19 protein-coding genes are annotated in these 21698 nt (G+C 55.1%); 10 read left to right on the forward strand and 9 right to left on the reverse strand.

Annotated elements, in window-relative coordinates; genetic code table 11:
- Positions 1-63 precede the first annotated feature (63 nt).
- From cls to SH678x_RS04330, 6 genes are all read right to left on the reverse strand, one after another.
- Complete coding sequence (gene cls / locus SH678x_RS04305) at positions 64-1533, reverse strand: cardiolipin synthase (RefSeq protein WP_496921654.1); 1470 nt, start codon at positions 1531-1533, stop codon at positions 64-66.
- A gap of 46 nt (positions 1534-1579) precedes the next feature.
- Positions 1580-2308: an endonuclease/exonuclease/phosphatase family protein gene (locus SH678x_RS04310; RefSeq protein ID WP_496921655.1), complete on the reverse strand. Its 729-nt coding sequence runs from the start codon at positions 2306-2308 to the stop codon at positions 1580-1582.
- A 1-nt stretch (position 2309) separates the two neighbouring features.
- Entirely contained in the window at positions 2310-2726 is a 417-nt protein-coding gene (locus SH678x_RS04315) for a putative toxin-antitoxin system toxin component, PIN family (RefSeq protein WP_496921656.1), read from the reverse strand.
- A complete protein-coding gene (locus tag SH678x_RS04320) occupies positions 2719-2949 on the reverse strand; it encodes a hypothetical protein (RefSeq protein ID WP_496921657.1) in 231 nt (76 codons plus the stop codon). Before SH678x_RS04320 ends, SH678x_RS04315 begins: the two co-directional genes overlap by 8 nt.
- Before the next feature lie 77 nt (positions 2950-3026).
- Positions 3027-3875: an SDR family NAD(P)-dependent oxidoreductase gene (locus SH678x_RS04325; protein ID WP_496921658.1), complete on the reverse strand. Its 849-nt coding sequence runs from the start codon at positions 3873-3875 to the stop codon at positions 3027-3029.
- A gap of 38 nt (positions 3876-3913) precedes the next feature.
- Positions 3914-5017, reverse strand: a complete 1104-nt coding sequence (locus SH678x_RS04330; protein ID WP_496921659.1) for a phytanoyl-CoA dioxygenase family protein — start codon at positions 5015-5017, stop codon at positions 3914-3916.
- Positions 5018-5318: 301 nt separating this feature from the next.
- Between SH678x_RS04330 and SH678x_RS04335 the strand changes: the two genes are divergently transcribed.
- From SH678x_RS04335 to SH678x_RS04355, 5 genes are all read left to right on the forward strand, one after another.
- On the forward strand, positions 5319-6581 hold the full coding sequence (locus SH678x_RS04335) for a vWA domain-containing protein (protein ID WP_496921660.1): 1263 nt from the start codon (positions 5319-5321) through the stop codon (positions 6579-6581).
- A gap of 663 nt (positions 6582-7244) precedes the next feature.
- Positions 7245-8090, forward strand: a complete 846-nt coding sequence (gene kdsA / locus SH678x_RS04340; protein WP_496921661.1) for a 3-deoxy-8-phosphooctulonate synthase — start codon at positions 7245-7247, stop codon at positions 8088-8090.
- A complete protein-coding gene (locus tag SH678x_RS04345) occupies positions 8083-10104 on the forward strand; it encodes a tetratricopeptide repeat protein (RefSeq protein WP_496921662.1) in 2022 nt (673 codons plus the stop codon). The genes kdsA and SH678x_RS04345 overlap by 8 nt, the downstream gene beginning before the upstream one ends.
- A gap of 11 nt (positions 10105-10115) precedes the next feature.
- Complete coding sequence (locus tag SH678x_RS04350; RefSeq protein WP_496921663.1) at positions 10116-11096, forward strand: bile acid:sodium symporter family protein; 981 nt, start codon at positions 10116-10118, stop codon at positions 11094-11096.
- Positions 11097-11344: 248 nt separating this feature from the next.
- Entirely contained in the window at positions 11345-14695 is a 3351-nt protein-coding gene (locus SH678x_RS04355) for a CotH kinase family protein (protein WP_496921664.1), read from the forward strand.
- A 17-nt stretch (positions 14696-14712) separates the two neighbouring features.
- On the opposite strand, the gene SH678x_RS04360 is transcribed toward SH678x_RS04355, so the two are convergent.
- Together SH678x_RS04360 and SH678x_RS04365 are read right to left on the reverse strand one after the other, a co-directional pair.
- The gene (locus SH678x_RS04360; protein ID WP_496921665.1) at positions 14713-15498 is read right to left on the reverse strand and encodes a lysophospholipid acyltransferase family protein; all 786 of its coding nucleotides are present in this window, start codon (positions 15496-15498) and stop codon (positions 14713-14715) included.
- A gap of 166 nt (positions 15499-15664) precedes the next feature.
- Complete coding sequence (locus tag SH678x_RS04365) at positions 15665-16012, reverse strand: SdpI family protein (RefSeq protein ID WP_496921666.1); 348 nt, start codon at positions 16010-16012, stop codon at positions 15665-15667.
- Between the two features lie 160 nt (positions 16013-16172).
- On the opposite strand from SH678x_RS04365, the gene SH678x_RS04370 reads away from it, so the two are divergent.
- Positions 16173-17978: a DUF7453 family protein gene (locus SH678x_RS04370; RefSeq protein WP_496921667.1), complete on the forward strand. Its 1806-nt coding sequence runs from the start codon at positions 16173-16175 to the stop codon at positions 17976-17978.
- On the opposite strand, the gene hemP is transcribed toward SH678x_RS04370, so the two are convergent.
- The gene (gene hemP, locus SH678x_RS04375) at positions 17963-18151 is read right to left on the reverse strand and encodes a hemin uptake protein HemP (RefSeq protein ID WP_496921668.1); all 189 of its coding nucleotides are present in this window, start codon (positions 18149-18151) and stop codon (positions 17963-17965) included. The two genes, SH678x_RS04370 and hemP, sit on opposite strands and share 16 nt — an antisense overlap.
- 319 nt (positions 18152-18470) lie before the next feature.
- Between hemP and rpmE the strand changes: the two genes are divergently transcribed.
- The 4 genes from rpmE (at position 18471) to SH678x_RS04395 (ending at position 21661) form a co-directional block, all read left to right on the forward strand.
- On the forward strand, positions 18471-18716 hold the full coding sequence (gene rpmE, locus SH678x_RS04380) for a 50S ribosomal protein L31 (protein ID WP_496921669.1): 246 nt from the start codon (positions 18471-18473) through the stop codon (positions 18714-18716).
- A 78-nt stretch (positions 18717-18794) separates the two neighbouring features.
- On the forward strand, positions 18795-19868 hold the full coding sequence (prfA, locus tag SH678x_RS04385) for a peptide chain release factor 1 (protein WP_496921670.1): 1074 nt from the start codon (positions 18795-18797) through the stop codon (positions 19866-19868).
- A gap of 132 nt (positions 19869-20000) precedes the next feature.
- On the forward strand, positions 20001-20888 hold the full coding sequence (gene prmC, locus SH678x_RS04390) for a peptide chain release factor N(5)-glutamine methyltransferase (protein WP_496921671.1): 888 nt from the start codon (positions 20001-20003) through the stop codon (positions 20886-20888).
- Between the two features lie 2 nt (positions 20889-20890).
- On the forward strand, positions 20891-21661 hold the full coding sequence (locus SH678x_RS04395; protein WP_496921672.1) for a DUF4261 domain-containing protein: 771 nt from the start codon (positions 20891-20893) through the stop codon (positions 21659-21661).
- Positions 21662-21698 lie beyond the last annotated feature (37 nt).

The raw sequence follows: 21698 nt of genomic DNA on the forward strand, positions 1-21698 counted from the left end.
CCAGTGTAATCCCGGGATATAGTCGTGGCAAAGAAATTTTCAAAAAAATTCCCGGTCAAAAACCTACAACAACGGACTGAGCAGCCGGGCTGTGTTTTCAGCGATTCTTTCGCCCAGCGACCGCCGCCGCCAGGTTTCCAGGTCCATCAACTGCGACTGGTCGATGTAAGACTGTTGCAGTTGCCGCAATTCCGCGGTGAACTCGCGGTTGTATACGGCCAGCGAGATCTCAAAATTCAGCCGCAAGCTCCGCGGGTCGAGATTGACCGAACCAAATAGGCTGATCTCGCCGTCGATAGTGACGCTCTTCGTATGGAGCAGGCCACCATTAAAGTTAGCAATTCGCACGCCCGCGTTGAGTAACTCTCCTTTGGAAGCTTGACTGGCGTGGCGAACAAGTTTGGAATCGACTTTGGCGGGGACGACTAATACCACTTTCACCCCTCGCTGTGCTGCCGAGGCCAAGGCCATCAGCAGAGTTTCGTTGGGCACAAAGTAGGGCGTCGTTAGCACCAGCTCTTCACGCGCCGTATAGATGGCCATGATCAGAATTTGCTCGATCGCGCCGCGGATGTAGGCGGGGCCCGATGGCAAGACTTGGGCGGTTGCTTCGCCCACTTTGGGCTGTGGGTTGGCATCGCCCGATTGTTGGAGCTCAGTCAAGGCCGTATTGGATTCGATATACCAATCCGCGAGAAACGTGATCGCGAGTGGTTCCACTGCCGGGCCTTCCATGCGGACCATCGCGTCGACCCATTGGCCGACGCCGGCGTCTTTTTTGAAGTAACGCGGATCAACTAAATTCAAACTGCCCGTGTAAGCGATCTTGCCGTCGATCACCACGATCTTGCGGTGCAGGCGAATATCAAACCGCACGAACGGCAAACGTAGAATTCCTCCCGTGAGTGCATCTTGGATTTCAACGCCCGCATCACGAAGCTGTTGAGCGCAATCGCTGTGCAGAAATCGGTGACTTCCCATGGCATCGACCAGCACACGGCATTTCACGCCCCGGCTGGCGGCACGTTTTAGAGCTTCGACCACACGGTCGACTTCACCGCCCGCGTGCCAGATATAAAATTCAAAATGGCATGTGCTGCGAGCGGCATCGATATCTTTTTCCAGGCTATGAAACACGCGTTGCCAGTCGTCCAGCAATTTCATTTGATTGCCGGGGAGAGCGGGCATGCCAAAAGTTTGCTTGCCCAGGTGGGCCAACTGTTCGCTGCGCATGTTGAGCCTCAGCAAGTCTTCATCAAACCTCTCGTCGAGTTGTCGCAGCCAATCGCGAATTGGCGTGTAGAGATTTTCAAAGCGACGCGCGCGGCGTTGCCCAAGTCGCAGTTCACCGAGCAAGAGATAAGCCAATGGGCCAACGACAGGAAACACAAAAATGACTAACATCCATGCCAGCGTTTCGCCCACCGGCCGGCGTTGCATAAGCACGCGGAACGCGAGGATGACCTGGAGCGCGAAATGGGCGAGCACCAAGACGTAGGTCGTCACGTGAAAGTCTTTCAGAACGTCAAGCATGGCTCACAGGATAGCATAAATCGCACACCGATCCGTCACCAACTTCTCAATCATTCCAAACAAACTCGGCCACCAACGGCAAGTGATCCGACGCTTGATGGGCCACTGCCGTACGGCAGGCGAACGAGTGATGCACTTTCAGCGGTCCTCGAAAGTACACACGGTCCAAGGGGCGCATCGGTAGGATTGCCGGGAAGGTTCGCAGCATGCCCCCCGCCAAATGAAAACCGGCGGGCTCCAAAACTTTTCGCCCAAGGCTTCCCCAAACGTCGTTGAAGTCGCCTCCCATGACGATCGGAGTTTGGCGTTGGGCATCGGCCACGAGATGATGCTGCAAGAACTTACGGAGTTGGTAAACCCGTTCCGGCCCGGCGAGTCCCAAGTGCATGTTGGCCATGATGAGCGACTTGGTGTGGTCGCCTATGGGAATCTTGCAGCGAGCAAATAAGGCCTGACGGCGCTTCTTGAAGCGGATCGTCAAATCGTAGCTTTCGATCTCCGAAAGTGGAAAGCGGCTCAAGATGGCATTGCCATACCAGCCCTTCTTAAGCGTCACGTTGCGCTGGAAGGCGATGTGCGAAAGACCGAGCTCCGCGGCCAACAGTTCGGCCTGCATGTGATGCCGCGAGCGGGGAGCATCTTCATCGACTTCTTGCAAGAACGCGATATCAGGCTGGATATGTGCAAGCGTTTCAATAATCCGTTCGGGCATGTACCGACGATCCCGTCCGCCGATTCCCTTGTGGATGTTGTAAGTGACAAGTCGCAGGTGCATATCAATCCGCGAGACTATCGAGGAAGGCTTGGGGCGTGAGGATCGCAATTCCTCGAAACGGATCGTGAATCAGCAAATCTTTATCGCCGGTTATCATGTGGCTGGCTCGTCCATTCACGGCGAGTTCCAAGTATTTGTCATCGTCAGGATCACGGCAAGCGGAAATTTTTTCGCTGATATCTACTTGTTCGGCGGGCAAGATGAGTGCGGCAAGAAATTCAAGCCGTTCTGGTTCAGTAATATAATGCTTAAATTTTGGTCGGCCCAAAACTTCATTCAGCTCAGCCACCGAAGCCGAAGAGATCAAAATTGTCCCTCGGGCGATTGCTAAATCAAAACACTCCCGGGTGATTGAATCACGGAGCAAGGCCGCGCTGACCACGACATTCGTATCGATGACGATCCTTAAATCACTCATCCCCAAGTAACGTCTGCAAGATTTCTGGCGTTAGACCCCGCTCTTCAGCATTGCGCGAGACTTCGTCCATGATCTGTTGAAGTGGTCGAGGTGGATTGAGAGTCAATTCGCGTAGTCGCAGACTCAGCAGTAAATCGAGCTTACGGCGATCTTCGGTACCTGCGGCAGGTAAGACCAGCGCAGTTTCTGAGTCGACTTCAATCGAGATTGTTTCGGCGGGCATGATAGATGCCTCAAAGAACAAAACAGTAACCACAATGTACTGCTTAAGTATAGCCGAGAAACAGGCAATCGCCAAATTCACGCCGCCGCGCGGCGCTCTTCGGCGGTGGGAGGCGCTTCGATCTTTGCCACGAACCGTTTGCGGCTCAAATGCTGTGCGAAATCGATCAGCCCAGGCAAGAAGCGTTTTGCGATGTGGGCCAAGCGAGCATAAGGCTGCATCACAACCATCGCCTCGTCATTTTTAATGGCTTTAATCGCGCGCGTGGCCACTTTCTCACAAGTGCCTATCATCCATGAGGGAGGCCGCTTCGCAAACCAACGGTCGGTTCCCAGTGGTGCAGCATCAAACAGGTTCGTATCCGTGAAGCCGGGGCAGAGTGCCGTCACGCCCAAATTCGTGCGAGCGTATTCGGCGCGCAGCGCTTCGCTAAAACCGACAACGGCGAATTTACAAGCCGAATAGACCGACAACTTGGGTGCCCCTACGACTCCCAACAAACTCGAAATATTCAAAATATGAGCTTCGGGACGAGACACCAAAGTTGGCAACATTAATCGAGTTAACTGCAGGGGACCGTGAATGTTGACGGCCAGAAGCTGTTCGCAATGCTCGCCCGACATGAATTCGGTGTGGCCGTAGTAGGTGATCCCCGCGTTGTTCACTAGCAAATCAAAGTGGTCCCAAGTATCGAGGCCATAAGCAACGGCAGCTTCGAGTTCTGCCAATTGACTGATATCACAGGGGCGCGCGATCACCGCAACGCCACGCTGCTTGGCCGAGATCACTGTGTTGGTCAGCCCATGCGCATCGATATCGAGCAGGAACAGATTGGAGCCTTCTTCCGCCAAGCGTAGTGCCAGCGCGCGGCCGATTCCTGACGCGGCACCGGTGACCAAGGCATTCTTATTTCGTAGCGTCTGCATGGCGATCCCCCCGGAACTCAGTTGGCTTCAAAAACGAATTAAGCAGCCAACCGGCTTTGCTTGGTTTGCTCGCGCGGCGAAAGTCGAGCCGGCACCACCGTGCGGCTGAGCTTGTACTTGTCTTCGCCTCGCAGCACGACGACGCCCCAATTCTTGAGATAATATTTTCCGCCGTTGTAGACCGAGCGGTATTTCTCTTTGTTGGTGAGCACCGGCACATTCGTCGGAATAATCCGCATATTGAACGCCAAGCGATGACGGTCGGTCGTATTCGCGGGCGAACCGTGAATGCAACGCTCGGTGAATATGATGAACTGACCCGACTTCACGGGAACGGTCATCACCCGATTGGGATCGCGGTCGAATTCGAGCGAGAAGTTCGCGTTGTAGAATCCTTCTTCACCACCGAATTTGATCGTGTGCATCCTGTCGTGCGTGCCGCGAACGAATTGCATGCAGCCGTTCTCGGGAATCGCGTCGTCGACAGCGATCCAGACCGTGAGTTGGAACATTTCGTCGAGCTTCGGTGGGAAAATCGCCGGGTCAAGATAATCCTCGACCATGAACGTGCTCGCTTGATGGAATTGAATCGCGGGCGAGCCGGGGCCTTTGTAAAACATTTGAGTCCGCCACAGCAAGAGATCCGGGCCCAAAAGTTGAGCCGCCCGTTCCACGATGGCCGGATGGTTCATGTATTCAAACAGCCGCGGCATTTCCAAATGGCGATCACGGGGCGTAACAAAGCCATAGGTTTTGGAGTTCTCTTTTTCAACGGCCAGCATCTCCTTGCGGAAGTCAGCCATTTCTTCGCGCGAGAACGCATCGAACGGACCAATGAAACCGTTGTTATAAAACTGTTCGATTTCTTGCTTCGACATTTGATACGCCGGATCGGTTTTCACCCGAGGCTCGAACGATTCCGGCTTTTTGAAAACACAAGGTTCGTCGATGTACGCGCGGGTGACGCCGCTTTTGATCAGCATCCAGAACATCGAATAGTGCCAGTTCGTGACAATCGATCGGAATGCCCGCGGCAGAATCCGCCGAGGCAAATGCAAGGCCTTGTAAATCATCAAGCATGTCAAAGCAGGGACAATAATCGCACGTTGCCACAGCGGGCGGACTTTGGGATGCAGATTCATTTCGTTGTCCTGAACAGGCGTGAGAAGAGTTTGAATTCCCCGGCCTCGTTCGCGCGATGGCTGCGAAGCCGTACCGATCACGCGGACCTTGCCGGTCAGCGGACTGGAGACTTATCGGCCAGGAGTTCCCATCGGGTTCAGTGAATCAGGTGTTTTGTCGAGGGTTTGCTAGCGGATTGACGCGATTTTTTGCCTGAGAAAAAAATATTTCCATAGTGCTAGCACCCCGGTTAGAATCAAAACCCTCGACGTTCCCGGAAGAAGAGGCCTTCGTTCTGGTCGCCATCGAGAATCGTGGATCATGCCTACTTCTGCTTCATCCCGCCTCCGCCGCACGGAGAAGTTAGATTCTCCAGACTCGCAAACGGCGGTTGAGACGTTCACCTTTGAAGTCACGGCCGGGAAAAAGCTGGCGGCTGATCGTGCCGTGGCTAGCTCGGGATCGGTGGCTGTTTCCTGGAATGCGCACGCAGCTTCTGCGGCGCACAAAGTCGCCGCGCCGCTTGTGGGTGTCAGCCTGCGACGTTCGCCCAGTAAGTTGCTTCAGTTTGTGGCCAAATTCCGGCCCATACTCGGCAGTCTCTTCGTGAATGTCGGTTTGTTGGCGGGCATGAGTTTGATTTCGATTGCCGGGCTGCCGCAGTCGTTCGACTTCAGCCTTTCTTTTGATGCCGAACCGGCGGCTGCCGACGAAATGGTGTTCGATGAGATCGCCGTCGAGCCGCTCGAAAATCTGGACCACATGGAAAGCCAGCTCACCAGCGAAATCATGCAGACGTCAGCGATGATGGAAAGCGAGTTGAGTTCGGAAACAGTGCTCAGCGAATTATCGAGCGATGCGCTCTCCAGTGACATATCGGGGGATGTTTCGAAACTCTTAGCCAGTGGGAGCGGTATGTCAGATGTTTTGCCAACCGCCGAGCAATTGACCGCGAGTTTCTTCGGCACGAAGGTCGATGGTGAGCGGATCATGTATGTGCTCGATAACTCCGGTGGCATGCAAGGGGGCGAACTCGAATTGTTGATTGACGAACTTCTGGTCAGTGTGGAATCGCTCGATCCGAAGCAGAAGTTCTATGTCATCTTTTACAGCGACATGCTCTACCCGTTGTACTATCCGCATCCCGCCAAAGATTTTGTGCCCGCATCAGATCGCTCGAAGGTGCGCTTGCGCCGATGGCTCGACACGGTTGAGTTCTGCATGGGCAACACGGTCGATCAAGCCATCCAAGCCGCCGACCAGGCACGCCCCGACGTGGTATATTTACTGACCGATGGGCAACTCGACCAAACACGCGATCAACGCCGCCTCGCAGCCTTGTTGGATCGCCGCGGGCGAGATTATCCCATTCACACGTTCGGCTTTTTGGCCGGAGGGTGGGGCAGCAAGAAGGCCGAAGAGCAGCTTCGCCAAGTCGCCGAAGGGAACGAGGGGACGTTTCGCACGATCAAACTTACCGACGAAGCCGTTGCGCGAGCGAAGGAAAGGAACCGGCCCTATCATGACAAAGAGCCGGGAAGGGAATGGGGGCTGAACGTGAGTCGCAGCTGGGGGAAAAAGTGACCGCGCAAAAAAAGCGGGTCCCGGACGAGCCAAATACACATTGACTTAACGAATCGGTCAGGGGCAATTGCACCGACGCGTCACAGTTCGTCCGAGACCCCGCGGGCCAGCGAATTAATGTTCAGCGTGGAAGGACCCATGCCGAACGCTTCTTATAAGTTGCACTCTGCGTGCCATTGCCTTGGCCCGGGTATAAAGACGATCCCTAGCAGTCGACATAACCGCCGTATTTCAAAGTGGTTAGCATGAGACGGGCGACAAGTCTTCGTCATCAATAACCGCACCTTGCGTGCGGCCAACGACCCAGAATAACTCATTCAAAATGAACCAATCTCAGGCCGTTTGCGCGATCCTGCGTCAGGAAAATCGAGTTCGCACGGCAATTTCTAAATCGTCTCATAACGAGAGTGATTTTATCACAAGTCATTTATTAATAAGGGGTTATGAATCACGAAGAGCTGGCCTATTACATTGGCGCGAATTGTGAAAAGCTCAAAACGAGACGAACTGCGAAATCCAGCGAAATGACCACCAATTTGGGCGGTTTCCGCAGGATTTGGCCAAACAGGCACGCCGCGTAGTTCGTAAGCGGTAATGAGGTTATATTGCCCGAACTTCAATCCCCATTACTGCTTACAGGCCATCTCAGCTTAGGATCGCGCCGTGCCGAACTACCCCGCTTCCATCGGTCCCTACCAGTGCGGCAGCGACCAGCCGCTGCTCTGGATCGCCGGGCCGTGCGTGCTCGAGACGCGGGAAGCGGCCCTGGAGATCGCCGAGGAATTGCAGCGGATCGCCCGGCTGCTGAACATTCAGTTGATCTTCAAGGCGTCGTTCGACAAAGCCAACCGCACGAGCAGCGGTGCCTATCGCGGGCCGGGGCTCAACGATGGATTGGAAATTCTCGCCGAGATCAGCCGCACGACGGGCTTGCCGGTCACGACCGATATCCACGAGTCGTATCAGGCCGCCGCGGCGGGTGAAGTTTGCGAGTTACTTCAGATTCCGGCGTTTCTCGCGCGGCAGACTGATTTGTTGATTGCCGCCGCACGGACGGGCCGTGCCGTCAACGTCAAGAAGGCGCAATTCTTGGCCCCCAGCGACATGCAATATGTTGTGAATAAACTGAGTGATGCTGGGTGTCGCAACATTTTGCTGTGCGAACGCGGCACGTTTTTCGGTTACGGTCGTTTGGTGAACGACATGCGCGCGATTCCCCAGATGCAAGCCTTGGGCGTGCCTGTGGTTTTCGATGCGACCCACAGCGTCCAAGAACCGGGCGGGCTTGGTGGCGCAACCGGCGGCAACCGCGCGATGGTCGAGCCTTTGGCTCGCGCGGCGATGGTGCTTGGTGCTGAAGGTTTGTTTTGTGAAACTCATCCTGATCCGGATCGCTCGCCGAGTGACGGTCCGAATATGATTCCCCTTGGCCAGATGGAAGACATGATGCGGCGACTTGTCACCTTGCGTCAAACGGCCGCGAACTTGATTGAGATCCCTTGTGAATAAGCAGCGATATGTTTTGGTAGGCTTGGCTCTGTTGGCCTGCGGACTTCTGGCAAGTGTCAGTTGCAACAACAAGCATCAACCCGTCGCCAGGCGCGGTGGAGGGAGTTCGACGTCTGCGCGGCAGAATAGTGCCGCCGTGTTGGTCGAAGCGGTCGCCAAGACGCTCAACAGCTTGCCCTCGCAAGTGGTGCTCGATCTCGTCCCCGCCGAGCCGATTCTCGACGATTCCAAGAGCGCCAATCAGCAGCCGGTGCTCGCGACGGTGAATGTGAATCCCCAGGATCCCGAAGGGGGCTTCGATTATCTCTCCGTGCCGGCGGGGAACGCCAATTTTCGTGGCGTGGGAGTGCGAGCTGGTGACATCGTTCGCTACTTCATCAAGTATGACATGGAAAGCGAAGAGCATGGCGGCGGCGCGCAAGTCGGTTACATCGAACTCCCCGTGCGGCGGCTTGATACAAACAATCCGAACAACGCCCTCATTTTGGATGGTTCGCTGGGCGGGCCCGTCGAAGAGCCGCACCGCATCGAGATTTGGCGTTTCTCTGACCGTCGGATGAATGAAATCCGTTTGCGGCTTACAAACTACATCACCCGTCGTCGGCCCGACTTGGCGTGGGAACCCAGCCCCGATGAAACGGCGCTCATCCAGTTGGTGGATCGCGCGAATCAATGGTATCGCAATTTCCAAGATCAGAATCTGAAGTGGCAGCAAGCGAAACTCGTTGAAACATTGCCCAAAAAGTTGCGCGAGGCGGAGCAGATCGCACCGCTCATGACAGCGGAAGCACTACGCGAAGGGCAATTCAATCTGGCGGAAGTCCGTTCTTTGCAGGAAGCCATTTGGCATCGCGATCTCGCCGCCTGGACGAAGCACGACGCCTACGAAAAGCTCGACGTGGCGAAGAAGTACTTTGATTGGACAATTCGGAATATTCAGCTCGATGACCCCAACCAACCCGATATCGTCTATCAACCTTGGCAGGCACTCATGTATGGCCACGGCAGGGCGGAACTTCGTGCTTGGGTGTTTGCCGAGTTGTGTCGGCAACAGCAGATCGATGCCGTTATCTTGGCGGCTGGAGAGCAATGGCTCGTCGGCGTGCCGGTGGACGGCGAAATCTATTTGTTCGATACGAGCCTGGGGCTACCTATCCCCGGTGCAGAGCCTGGCCAAGTAGCGACGCTTTCCGAAGTGATCGCCGACCCCGAGTTGCTCCGCAAGCTCGATCTCGATGCCGAACATCCGTATCCACTTGCGGCGGAAGACCTGCAAAATGTGCGCGCTCAAGTCATCGCCACGCCGCGCCAGATGTCTCGCCGGGCCGCAGCGCTGCAAAGTGTGTTGCAGGGAGAGGATTTTGTCGTTCTCTCGGCTGACCCCGATCGTTTGGCGGAATCGCTCAAGTCGCAAAAAGGAATCACGGGCGTTGAGCTGTGGCCGTTTCCTTATGAATCCCGCATTGCTGAGGTCACGATGAAGCGACCACAGCGCGAACAAGCGGCGCAGCGTTTCTTGGTGTTTGCCAATGCACCACGTTTGTGGAAAGCTCGCGTGCTGTATTTCCAAGGGACCAAGCCCGTGCCGGTGTCTCAGCAAGATGATCCATTGGCTCAGCCGCGGCGTGGCCATCGCGAAGCGACGCAGCACTTGCAACACAGCGAAATCCGCTTGCCGGAAGACGTGATCAATCAACTCGATCCGCTCAAAAAATTGATCTATACGACGGCTAAGTCTGACGCGAGCTATTGGCTCGGTTTGTTGAGTTATGAACTCGGCAAATATGAGGTAGCCGAAGATTGGTTCCGTCGTCGTACGCTCGAATCCTTTCCCGACGGGCCGTGGACCACGGGGGCGACATACAACTTGGCACGCACGTTGCATCAACTGAATCGTACCGGTGAGGCCATCGATTTATTGGAGGCCGACAAATCGCCGCAGCAACAGGGCAATCGCATCTTGGCCCGCCAATGGCAGGAAGAACAGAAGCCTGCCGAACCCGCCGCGGAGTGATCGTTCCTTTCATGCGGCCCATTTTGCAACGCCATTGGTTCCTGGTTGTGTTGGGCATTGTTCTGGCCTTGGGAATGGCTTTTCCCAGTGCCAGCGGCCGTTTTGCCTTTGCGATTCCCAAAGATTGGATCATTGCACTGGTGCTGTTGGTGATGTCGCTACCACTCGCCTTTGATGCGATGTGGAATGCGCTTCGTCGCCCTGGGCCTTCGTTGCTGGCCACGTTGATTACTTTTTTGATCGTGCCGTTGCTGGCCTGGCCGGTGAGTTTAGCTTTTCAAGCCGATCTCGCAGCAGGGATCATCATCGCTTCGGCCGTACCTTGTTCGATGGCTTCCGTGACCGTGTGGACGCGGATGGCTGGAGGTAGCGAGGCGGTGAGCATGTTAGTGACCGTTATTACCAACATGGCGTGCTTTCTCGTGACGCCGGCGTGGGTTTGGCTGTTGATTGGGCATGAATCGGAAACAGAATCCTTCGCCGCGATGGCCCTGAACCTGCTGCAAGTGGTGGTCGTGCCGATTATCGTTGGCCAACTCTTGCGATTGATTCCAGCCGTGGCCGCCTTGGCTGATCGCCATAAAAAACGGCTCAGCATCATCGCCCAACTGGGCGTGCTAATGATTGTCTTCATGGGAGCCGTCCACGGCGGCACGCAGCTGCACAATCTCGAAAGCCAGCTCGGCGAAGTGGCTTTGCAAATCGTGCTGATGATGGTGTGCGTCGCGCTCTTGCACACGGCCGCATGGACCATTGGTCTAGTCAGTGCGGGGCGGATGAACATGGCGCGTGAAGACAAAATCGCCGTCGCTTTTGGCGGGAGTCAAAAGACGCTCATGGTCGGGCTCGCCATCGCGTTGGATATCGGCGGACTCGCGATTCTGCCGATGCTTGCTTATCACGTCGAGCAGTTGTTGATCGACACGGTGCTGGCTCAGCGGTTGCAAGCGAAATCAGCGGCCGATGACTTGGTGGCCGATCCCGTTGATTAGTGCCAGTTTCAGTGCTGCGAGAAGCTCAGACACGATCAGTGAGGCCCATTGCTTTGTGAAACTGTTTCCAGTTTCACTATGCCAGACGGGTTATAGGGTGGCGGATTTATTGTGGTGCATCGTAATTATGTGCATACTAATAGCTGTAGGGTGGCGCGAGGCACAGCTTATGTCGTTGCCGGTTAAACGCCCCCTCGATTTTCTTTTCAGCTAGGCGGCAAGAGTCCGCGACTGCTCAGGGACAGGCAATGCGAAGACGAAGTAATGTAACGCGCCGTGCGATGCGCGGTTTCGAGCTATTAGAGAATCGGATGATGTTGGCCGCTCAGCCGATCATTTCCGAGTTCATGGCCAGCAACAACGACACGCTCTCCGACGGTTTCGGCCAGGAGTCGGATTGGATTGAGCTCACGAATATTGGTGACGAGCCAATCGATTTGCAGGGTTACTATCTGAGCGACAGCGTCAACAACTATACGAAATGGTCGTTCCCCACGTCGACAATCCTGAACCCCGGCCAGTATCTCGTCGTGTTTGCCTCAGATGCTAACACGATCGATCCCCTTGGCTATCATCACACCAATTACAAGCTCTCCGCCGATGGCGAAGATGTTGTTCTCGCCGCGCCTAATGGCACGATTCTCAGTCAGTTTGGACCCAACGGCGACGATTACCCGCCCCAGCTCACCGACATTTCCTACGGCGTGAGCGACGTCGTGGTCAACGGTGACAGTGCCGCGACGTATCGCATTCCAACGAATGGAACTTTGGGCACGACGTGGACGACTATCAATTTCGATCCCACGGCAAACGGATTTTCGCCGGGTAAAGCCGCCGTTGGTTACGACACGAATACTTCGGGCGTGGATTATAACCCGCTGATCAACACCCAGTTGCCAGCGGGTACGACGTCGGTTTACGTTCGTACGGAGTTCGATCTTTCCAACGCGGCGGCGGTTACTGCGCTGAGCTTGAATCTGAAATTCGACGACGGCGTTGCAATCTACATCAATGGCAATCTCATCACCAGCAGCCTCGCGCCGGCGAGCCCCGTGTGGAACTCCGTTGCGACGGGCATTCGCGACGAGAATCTCGCGGCGGCTGGTGAAACATTCAATCTCAACTCCGCCTTGCCCTTCTTGCAAACTGGCAAGAATGTCTTGGCGATCCATGCGCTCAATTCGGGCAGTTCCAGTAGCGATCTGTTGATGCATCCCATACTGACCGCCCAGGCAAGTGCCGCGACGATCGGGTATCTGGCAGTTCCCACTCCCGGCCAGCCCAATAGTAGCATCATGCAACTTGGCCCGCGCATCAATGCATCGGTCTTCACCCCCACGCAACCCGTGGCGGGGCAGCCGATCACGGTCACCGCGGATATTGAATCGTCTCTCGCTCCTGTGAATGGATCGAGCGTAAGGATGTACTATCGCGTGATGTATGGCAGCGAAGTTCAAGTCACGATGTTCGACGATGGTGTTACCGCGGGCGATGCTGTTGCCGGGGATAACGTGTTTACAGCACAGATTCCCAGCAACGCTTTTTCAACGGGGCAGATGGTTCGCTGGTACGTGACCGCTGCCGATACATCAGGCATCGTGGGACGCGGACCGAGTTACCTCGATGCTTTGGATTCACCGCAGTACTATGGCACGGTGATCTCTGTCCCGAGCATCACGACCGACCTACCTGTGATCCACTGGTTCGTGCAAGATCCAAACGCTGCCGCGACGGATACCGGCACCCGGACTTCGCTGTATATCGACGGCGTGTTCTACGACAATGTGCAAGTCGATTTACACGGCCAGTCAACGACCCAGCCCCAGTTTTTGAAGAAGTCATTCAATTTCGACGCCAACAGCGGCTTGAAGTTTGAATTCGACGGACCTCTGGGCGAAGTGAGTGATTTCAATTTGCTCACGAACTTCACCGACAAAACTTACTACCGCAATACGATGGCTTACGAGTTGTACACTGCTGCTGGCGGTCCGGGTTTATTGGCCTACTCAACGGTCGTTTATCGCAACGGCGCTTACTACGGGATGTACGACCTTGTTGAAGAAGCGCAGTCAGAATACCTCGAGCGGGTTGGGCTCGACACGGATGGCGCGCTCTACAAAATGGGGAACGGGTTCAATTCCACGACTTTCGAAGTCGAAAAGAAGACCCGAAAAGACGAGGATCGCAGCGATCTGCAGGAATTGATAGACACGGCATCGATGTCGAGTCTTCAGGCAGATATCTGGATCAAGGACAATCTCAACCTGGCAGATTGGGTGAATTATTTTGCTGTTCAAACTTTGATTGCTAATCGTGATTACGGACAAAAGAATCAGTATCTCTATCGCGACACCAATAACACCGAGCTATGGTCCATCCTGCCTTGGGATATGGATTTAAGCTTTGGTCATCAATGGAATCCGAGTGAAAATTATTTTGATGACGATCTCATCTGGAACGACGGGGCCTTCGTCTACATGGGTGGCAACCATCTCATCGATCGACTGATCTCTCAGCCTCAATTTAGTCAAATGTATGCTCGTCGTTTAAGAACGCTGATGGATGAGTTCTACGGTCCTGCAGGGCAAAGTATCGCGAGTAGTGATATCGTACAGCGAATCAACAATTTGATGGCCGAGATCGGTGGCGACGCGTTGATTGATCGCAACACTTGGGGCACTGCGGCTGGCATGGCGTTTGAAACTCCCACTCAGGCTGTAGCACGCGTCCAAGCCGACTTTCTTGCCAAGCGAAAGATTCACCTCAATGCTTTGGCGGGAGTCCCCGCGTCTCAGGTAGCGCTACCTAACGTGACCTTTGGTACGGTGGACTACACACCGACAAGTGGCAACCAAAAGCAAGAATACATCGCCCTCTCAAACAACAGCAGCACGGCCGTCGATATCTCGGGGTGGACTGTTGCAGGCAGCGCGAATTACACCTTCAAAGGGGGTACAGTCATCCCCGCCAACTCGACCTATTATCTGGTCGCCGACGTGACGGAATTCAAAGCGCGCACGACAGGACCCCGGGGCGGGCAAAAACTGTTTATCCAAGGCAACTACGACGGCGAATTGAATAACAGCTACGGCGAGTTGACTCTGAAAAACAAAGCCGCTGCCACGGTCGCGACGATGAGTTATGGAACACCGCCGTCGCAAGGTGATTACGACAACGATGGCGACATCGATGGCCGCGACTTTTTGGCTTGGCAACGGTCATTTGGCTCAGCGGCCGTGCCCGCGGGAAGCGGCGCTGACGGCGACGGCAGCGGGACAATTGATGCTGGTGATTTGGAAATCTGGCAGGACAACTACGGTAGTTCTGGTTTGAGTGCGGCAATGACCAGCGACAGTCCGAGTACCCTCGGCGTGATTCTGTTGTCGAGCTTGCAGAGCGATTTTCGGGTATCTGGAGTCGATGAGCTTATCGAAAGCGAGCAGGCTATTGGATTAGTGTGGAGTGATGAGCCTTTTGCCGTACCGGTTTCTCAAGGTCAAACGGAGTGGGAGACTATCGCCGCAATCCTTGGTGTTGATTTCGAGACTTCGGATGAAGTAGAAGAGCAGACCCTCGATTTGGCTTTTGACTTGATCTAAGCCCTCAACATCGAAGCTCAAGACTCGTCCAATCTTTTCCTCGCTCGATTCACCAATTCCTGCACCTGGGCATGCGCCAGTTTGATGACTTCCGGCGTCGTCAAATCTCCGAATTCAATCGGCTCGCCGAATTCGACGGCTACGCTCATCGACTTGACCATCGTGAGCCGCTTGGCGTGGTCTATGAACGCCTCGTGAAAGAAATAGGCCGCTTCATCGCTGTAGGCGAGTCCAATCGGCACGAGTTGGGCATTGGCACGCCGGGCCGCGTTGAAGGCGCCGTTGCGAAATTCGCGGACCTCGTCGCCCCCATACGATGTTCCCTCGGGGAACATGGCGACTCCTTCGCCGTTTTCGATGGCATGGCCGACTTCTTTGAGCACGGCCGCTCCACTACGGCGTGATTCACGGTCGACGAAGAGCGTGCCGATGCTCCGCGCGCCACGGCCGATGATTGGCCAGCTCGCCAAATCATGCCGACTGATGCAGTGAGCTTCGACTAGCGAGAGGAGCAGGGGGATATCGAGCCCTGATCGATGATTGGAAATAAAGATGCGTCCTCGGCCTTTGCTATCGCGACCCGGTATGAGTTTGTCAGCATCATATAACTGGCCAGCCGGCAGAACGCGAATCCGAAAGATCCATAGATTGATTCGTGCCCAAAGTGGCACCCAACGATTGATCACTTTCGTGCGTTTTTGTTTTCCCGCCAACAAACAGTTGATGGCAAAGAAAGACCAACACACGAACGTGTTCACGAGCATTGCGAAGATGCGCCAATAAAAGCGGAAGGTGGCGGCCAAGGCAGGGGTATCTCGTGGGTTGGTGGTTAACTTTATCCGCCTCCCCAGTACTCGGGGGAGGGGTTAGGGGAGGGGGGGAGTCCATACGGTTGGGTAAGTTTCAAAATGAGCCTTACAAACCATCCCCTAGCCCCTTCCAGTGTAACGGGAGAGTGATCAGCAAAGCTTACTTTATGTTCCAGAGGGTGACGATGCTATGGATCAGCATTAACACCATCCCGACTGAAAACGTGATTAAATTGACCATCGCAGCAAAGGAGACGTTGTATCCTGCTCGTTGGGCCCAGGTGGCGACTCCCGCGGTGACCGCCCCCGTCACCACCATCCAGCCGCCGGTGACGCGGTTCACAGGATACCAGACTTTAGGGTCGCCCAAGGTGCGAGCAGTGCGAAAACCGTAGAACCGATTCGGCGGAATCTTGCGAAAATAAAGGGGTAAACCAAATAGCACCAACACCCCGCCCACCAGCATGTAAGTCAGCAAAACAAGCGATTCGGGAGCAATCGTCGGCATCTTCGATGGGCGTCCGGTGCGAGCGAAACAACCGGCTATGCAAATAATAAACCTATAACCGTGCCGCAAGATTAACTAAAATAAAGGCTCTCGGTAAGTCGCTAATTACTTAACTTGTCGTCTTGGTCTTCTTGCATCGCTGATTGCCGGAACTTCACCGATGAAACAGTGGCTACAAATTTTTCGCGTTTCGGTATGTCTCTGCGGAATACTTGGCTTCATCAGGCCTATCAATTCGGCGGAACTTCAGCGCATCGCGGGAGTGTCTGGCCCAGCACCCGGCATCCCTGGCCAACCCGGCGCCAAGCATTTTACCTTGCAGCCACCCGTGCTGAACAATCATGGCCAAGTGGCATTCCATTCATTTCTTGATCCCACCACACTCTCGGGTGGTAACTCAGAAACCGTTTGGGGTGGCTCGGCTACTCAGCCTCAGCTGATTGCTCGCGTAGGAAGTAGCGCACCGGGTACGACGCAGCAGTTTGAAAGCTTTGATCTTGATCCGCTGATCAACAACGCGGGGCAGCTGTTAATCAACGCGCGCGTCACCGGCAATTACGATCAATCCAATGGTTTGTGGCTGGGCACGCCTGGCAACCTTCAGCTTGTTGCCCGCACGAATGTGGCGGTGAGTGGGTCGCCCTACATGATCGATGATATCGATGCGTCAAGCGTAGCCTTGAGCGACAACGGCAAAGTTGCATTTACTGGATCCGCTTCAAACAATAAGAGCGCTCTGTGGTACGGATCGCCAGGGAATCTTGCCGTGGTTGCTATGGAAGAGAGCCCTGTTCCCACGGGAGCCGGTTTGCCCGCTGGCACCTATTTTCTTCCGTTCTTGCCTCCATCAGAATCCCCCGTTTTGAACTCTTCAGGCAAGCTGGCCTTTGCCGCGACGATCACGAATACTTCGGGCTCCGTTTACGGACGCACGATCTGGACGGGCACACCGGGAAACTTGCAGCTCTTGGTTCGCGAAAACATTTCCGCGCCGGGTGTCCCTGGTGAAGAGTTCTTTTTGATTAACACAGAGCCGGTAATTAATAACTCAGGCCAGATTGCCTTTGGCGCTCATCTGACAAATTTCAATGATTCGATCTGGCTCGGCACTCCGGGCAATTTACAGATGGTTCTTGAAGGAAATGACCCTGCACCCGTGGGGACTGCTGGCGTACGGTTTGCTGATTTTGGAACTTACGATCAACTTCGACTCAGCGATTCCGGGCACATTCTCTTCCGCGGCCAATTAGAAGGCACGGGCGTTAATTTCAACAATGATCATGGCCTATTTCGCGCGACCGTCGATGGTGTCGACATGGTCACACGGATGGGCCGGCAGGCACCAGGACTGCCCACCGGGGCCGTGTTTCAAAATTTCACGGACTACTCCATCAACGCAACCGGGCAGATCGCTTTCATGGGGACGGTCACCGGTGGCGGCGTTCCTTTGTCAGAATCGACCGGTATCTGGGCGCAAAACTCGGATGACGAATTGGAACTTGTGGTGAAGGTCGGCGATTGGGTTCACCCACTGACTGGCGATTTGATACCAGCCGCTCAAGCCACGAACACATCGTTACTGCAGAGCCAAGGCTACGATGAAGTGTTCCTGTTGGAGTTCCGCAGTGCGTTCACGCTGGAGTCGGAATTCGGCACGGCATGGAACTCCGAGCATCAACTGGCGTTCCAAATTTATTTTGCCAATCCCAGCAACGGCAGTTCACTCTTCTTAGCCGACCTCGGGAGCAGTGAGGGCGACTTCGACGGTGATGGTGACATCGACGGCCGTGACTTCTTGGCCTGGCAGCGAGTCGACAAAACACCGGCGGGTCTCGCAACCTGGAAAGCCAGCTACAACAACGGCAATCTCAATGCGCTCGCCACCGCGGTTCCCGAACCCACGGCATTGCTCCTAGCCGCTTGCGGCTTAGCGCTCCTGACCCAAGGCCGTCACTTCGTGAGATAAAGCTTACCCCGCGAGGTAACCCGCAGGCGGTAGATTTGTCTTTCGTGCTCGATCCACAATTCACGCCGTCCTTGGAGCACTTCTTGCGACGTCACCGTCAGCGGGCGCTCGCTTTCCGGTTGGTCGTCGGTATGTTCTTCGGGCAGGGACGTTGACGGTTGAGTCGACATCATAGTTTTTTCGGCTGGGATGAAGGTTTTTTGCCTAGCAGATTTTATCCACGCCTGGACAAAGCCGAGCGCCGAATCTTTCGGCACCAATGTCGCAATTTATGACAGCGACCCAAAGTGAGACTTCAGGCATAGTGTGAAGTCCCATAGTAAATGGACGGATAAATCGGCGATTGTCACGCGGTTTTTTCAAGGAAATTGCGCAAAAACGATGGGTCTTGTCCCTAAAGCCGCTCGGGAGTATATTTTGTAATTCCCATCAAGTTCTCTAAGTTCACAGGACATAGCCTAGCCAGGCCATCCAAGCCGGCGGGAGATCGACATGAAAGCAGACATTCATCCTCAATATTACGATACCAAAGTATCTTGCGGTTGCGGTAACACCTTTGTCACTGGCAGCATTCGCAAGGAATTGAAGGTCGATATCTGCAACGCTTGCCATCCCTTCTACACGGGCAAGCTGAAATTCGTCGACACGGCTGGCCGCATCGAGAAGTTCAAGAACAAGTTTGCCGCCGCGGGTTATGCGAGCTTGGGCAAAGGCAAAAAGGCCGCCGACAAGAAGTAGCTGGTCCAAGTGTGGATTGCGAGACGCCTGGTGCGTCGATTCCTCACCCTTGGCCCCTAACTTCTTAATCTGGTTAATATGCGAGACCTCCTCGAAGCAAAGCTCGCTCGGTTTACTGAGCTTGAGCAACAATTGATGAATCCCGAGGTCCAGGCCAGTGGCCCGCGCATGGCGGCCGTGGCGCGCGAACATGGCTCGCTGGCCAAATTGGTCAACAAGTATCGCCGCTTCAAAGAGCTCAACAGCGAAATCTCCGATGCTCGCGAGATGATCGCCGGCGACGATTACGAGATGCGCGAACTCGCCGAGGCCGAACTGCCGACACTGGTCGAAGAACGTGAAGCCCATTGGGATGAGTTATTGTTGCTCACGCTCGGTGGTGCCGACGCCAACCGCACCCGTTGCGTAATGGAAATTCGTGGCGGAACCGGCGGTGACGAAGCGGCTCTCTTTGCCCGCGATTTGTACGAAATGTACAAGTACCACGCCGAGACAAAGGGCTGGCGCGTGGAAATTATCGAAATGAGCGCGACCGAGCTGGGGGGATTCAAAGAAATCACCTTGGGTCTTGAGGGTGAGGGCGTCTATCGCGAACTGCAATACGAAAGCGGCGGCCACCGCGTGCAGCGCGTTCCCCAAACAGAAACACAAGGACGAATTCATACTTCCGCCGCAACGGTCGCCGTGATGCCCGAGCCCGAAGACGTGGAAATCGAAATCAAGCCCGACGATTATCGGCTCGACAAATTCTGCGCAAGCGGACCTGGCGGTCAGCATGTCAATAAAACAGAATCGGCCGTTCGTTTGACGCATCTCGAAACGGGGATCGTCGTCCAATGCCAGGACGAAAAGAGCCAGCACAAGAATTTGGCCAAGGCATTGCGCGTGCTCAAGTCGCGCGTCTACGAAGCCAAGCGCCAAATCGAAGACCAAAAGCGGGCCGACGAACGCCGCTCGCTGGTCGGTTCTGGTGACCGTAGTCAGCGGATTCGCACTTACAACTTTCCCGAGAATCGCGTGACCGACCATCGCATCGGCCTGACGTTGTATAAGTTAGATCAAATCTTGGCGGGAAACCTGCAACCCGTGACCGACGCGCTCGTGGATTACGAACGCCAACAGGTTCGCGATGCCTTTGGCACGGATGAGTAATTAACCAATACTTAGAACGCAGACGAACACGGATTAAACAGATTTTCACGGATTCGACCTATCTCTTTGTGAATCTGCGAAGATCCGCCAAATCCGCGTCTATCAGCGTTCTATCTTTAATAAAATGAGCTGATGGCCGACGAAAAACCCACCGCCGATGTTTGGACCGTGGGACGGCTGCTCAATTGGACGACCGATTTTCTGCGCGGCAAAGGGGCTGACAGCCCCCGTCTCGACGCGGAAGTGCTGCTCGCCCACGCACGCGGTTGCCAGCGGATCGAGCTCTATACCGCGTTTGAAGAAGAGTCACCCGAAGCGATCCGCACGTCCTTTCGCGAACTTGTTGGCATGCGGGCGAAGGGAACGCCGGTCGCCTATCTTGTTGGTCGCCGCGAGTTTTTCTCGCTGATGTTCGAAATCACGCCTGACGTGTTGATTCCACGACCCGAAACGGAATCGCTCGTTGTTCGGGCGATTGATTTGGCCAAATCTTGGCCGAGCCAAAGCATACGCATCGCTGATGTTGGCACCGGCAGCGGCATCATCGCCATTACGCTGGCCAAGCGGATTAAGAATGCTCAAGTGACCGCCGTGGATATTAGCCCCGCGGCAATCGAAGTCGCCCGGCGCAATGCCGAAAAGCATGGCGTGGTCGAGCGGGTTGAATTTATGGAAAGCGACTTGTTCGCTGCGGTTCCCAACGACGCTAAGTTTGATTTCGTGCTGAGTAATCCCCCTTATATTGCCAGCGCGGACATGCCGACGCTTCAGTCCGATGTTCGTGATTACGAGCCCCATCTGGCGCTTGATGGAGGTGTCAACGGCACGGAAGTGATCGAACGATTGATTCCACAAGCCGCGGAGCGATTGAACCCCAGCGGGTGGCTGCTGATGGAAGTGGGAGCCGACAATGCCCAGCGGGTAGAAGCACTCATCCAATCCAACGGCAGCTTTGAGATAGCGGAGACGGTTAAAGATATTGCCGGCTTGCCGCGTGTTGTGCAGGCAAAGAAAAAGTGACTATGAGCAATCCCTTACGTTGGTTGTCGTTGGCAATGCTTTCCGAGCCGGAATTGCCGGCGTTTGGCGATGTCGTGCGCTTCATTGGCCAGCTGTATCCCTACGCTCCTAAATTGGTCGAAGCAGGATCGACCGACAATCTTTTCACGTGCACAATCGGCGATTACACAGCCGCCGTCACACTCGTGCCACGGCCGGTCCCTTGGTCGCAGTTGGAAGGCCCCTGCGCCACGGCTTGGTATTGGCCCGATGCCACCGAAGCCCTCAAAGATCATCAAGCTCATCTGCTCGTCGCACTCGTCGATGAAGGCAGTAAGTCGATCGATAAGAGCATCGCGCTCACGCAGTTGGTGAGCGGGCTGGTCGGCACGGCGCCGGTGCAAGGCGTTTTCTGGGGACCGGGGCGGCTTGTGCATCCGCCGCAGGCGTTTCTTGATCAAGCCCAGCAGATGTCGCCGCGTGATCTGCCGTTATTCTTGTGGATTGATTTCCGCGTCGAGCGCGATCCCGACGGCAATGGTCGGCTCTACACGACCGGACTTGAAGCGTTGGGCAAATTGGAGATCGAAATTCGCGACTTCCCCGGCGAGCCGCAAATCATGCTGGAATACGCCTACAATGTGGCTCACTATCTGCTTGGCAAACAGAAGCAAATCAACGAGGGCGACACGGTGGGCCTAACCGACGAAGTCCAAGCGGTCGTCCATTTAGCCCGCTCGATGTTCGACCCCAGCATGGAAGTCGTGCGCCTCGAATTTCAGTCGACTGTCTAACTCCGAGCCGACCAAAGCTACGCGTCGTTGCCCGCGC

It is taken from the genome of Bythopirellula superficialaquae (assembly GCF_059632245.1).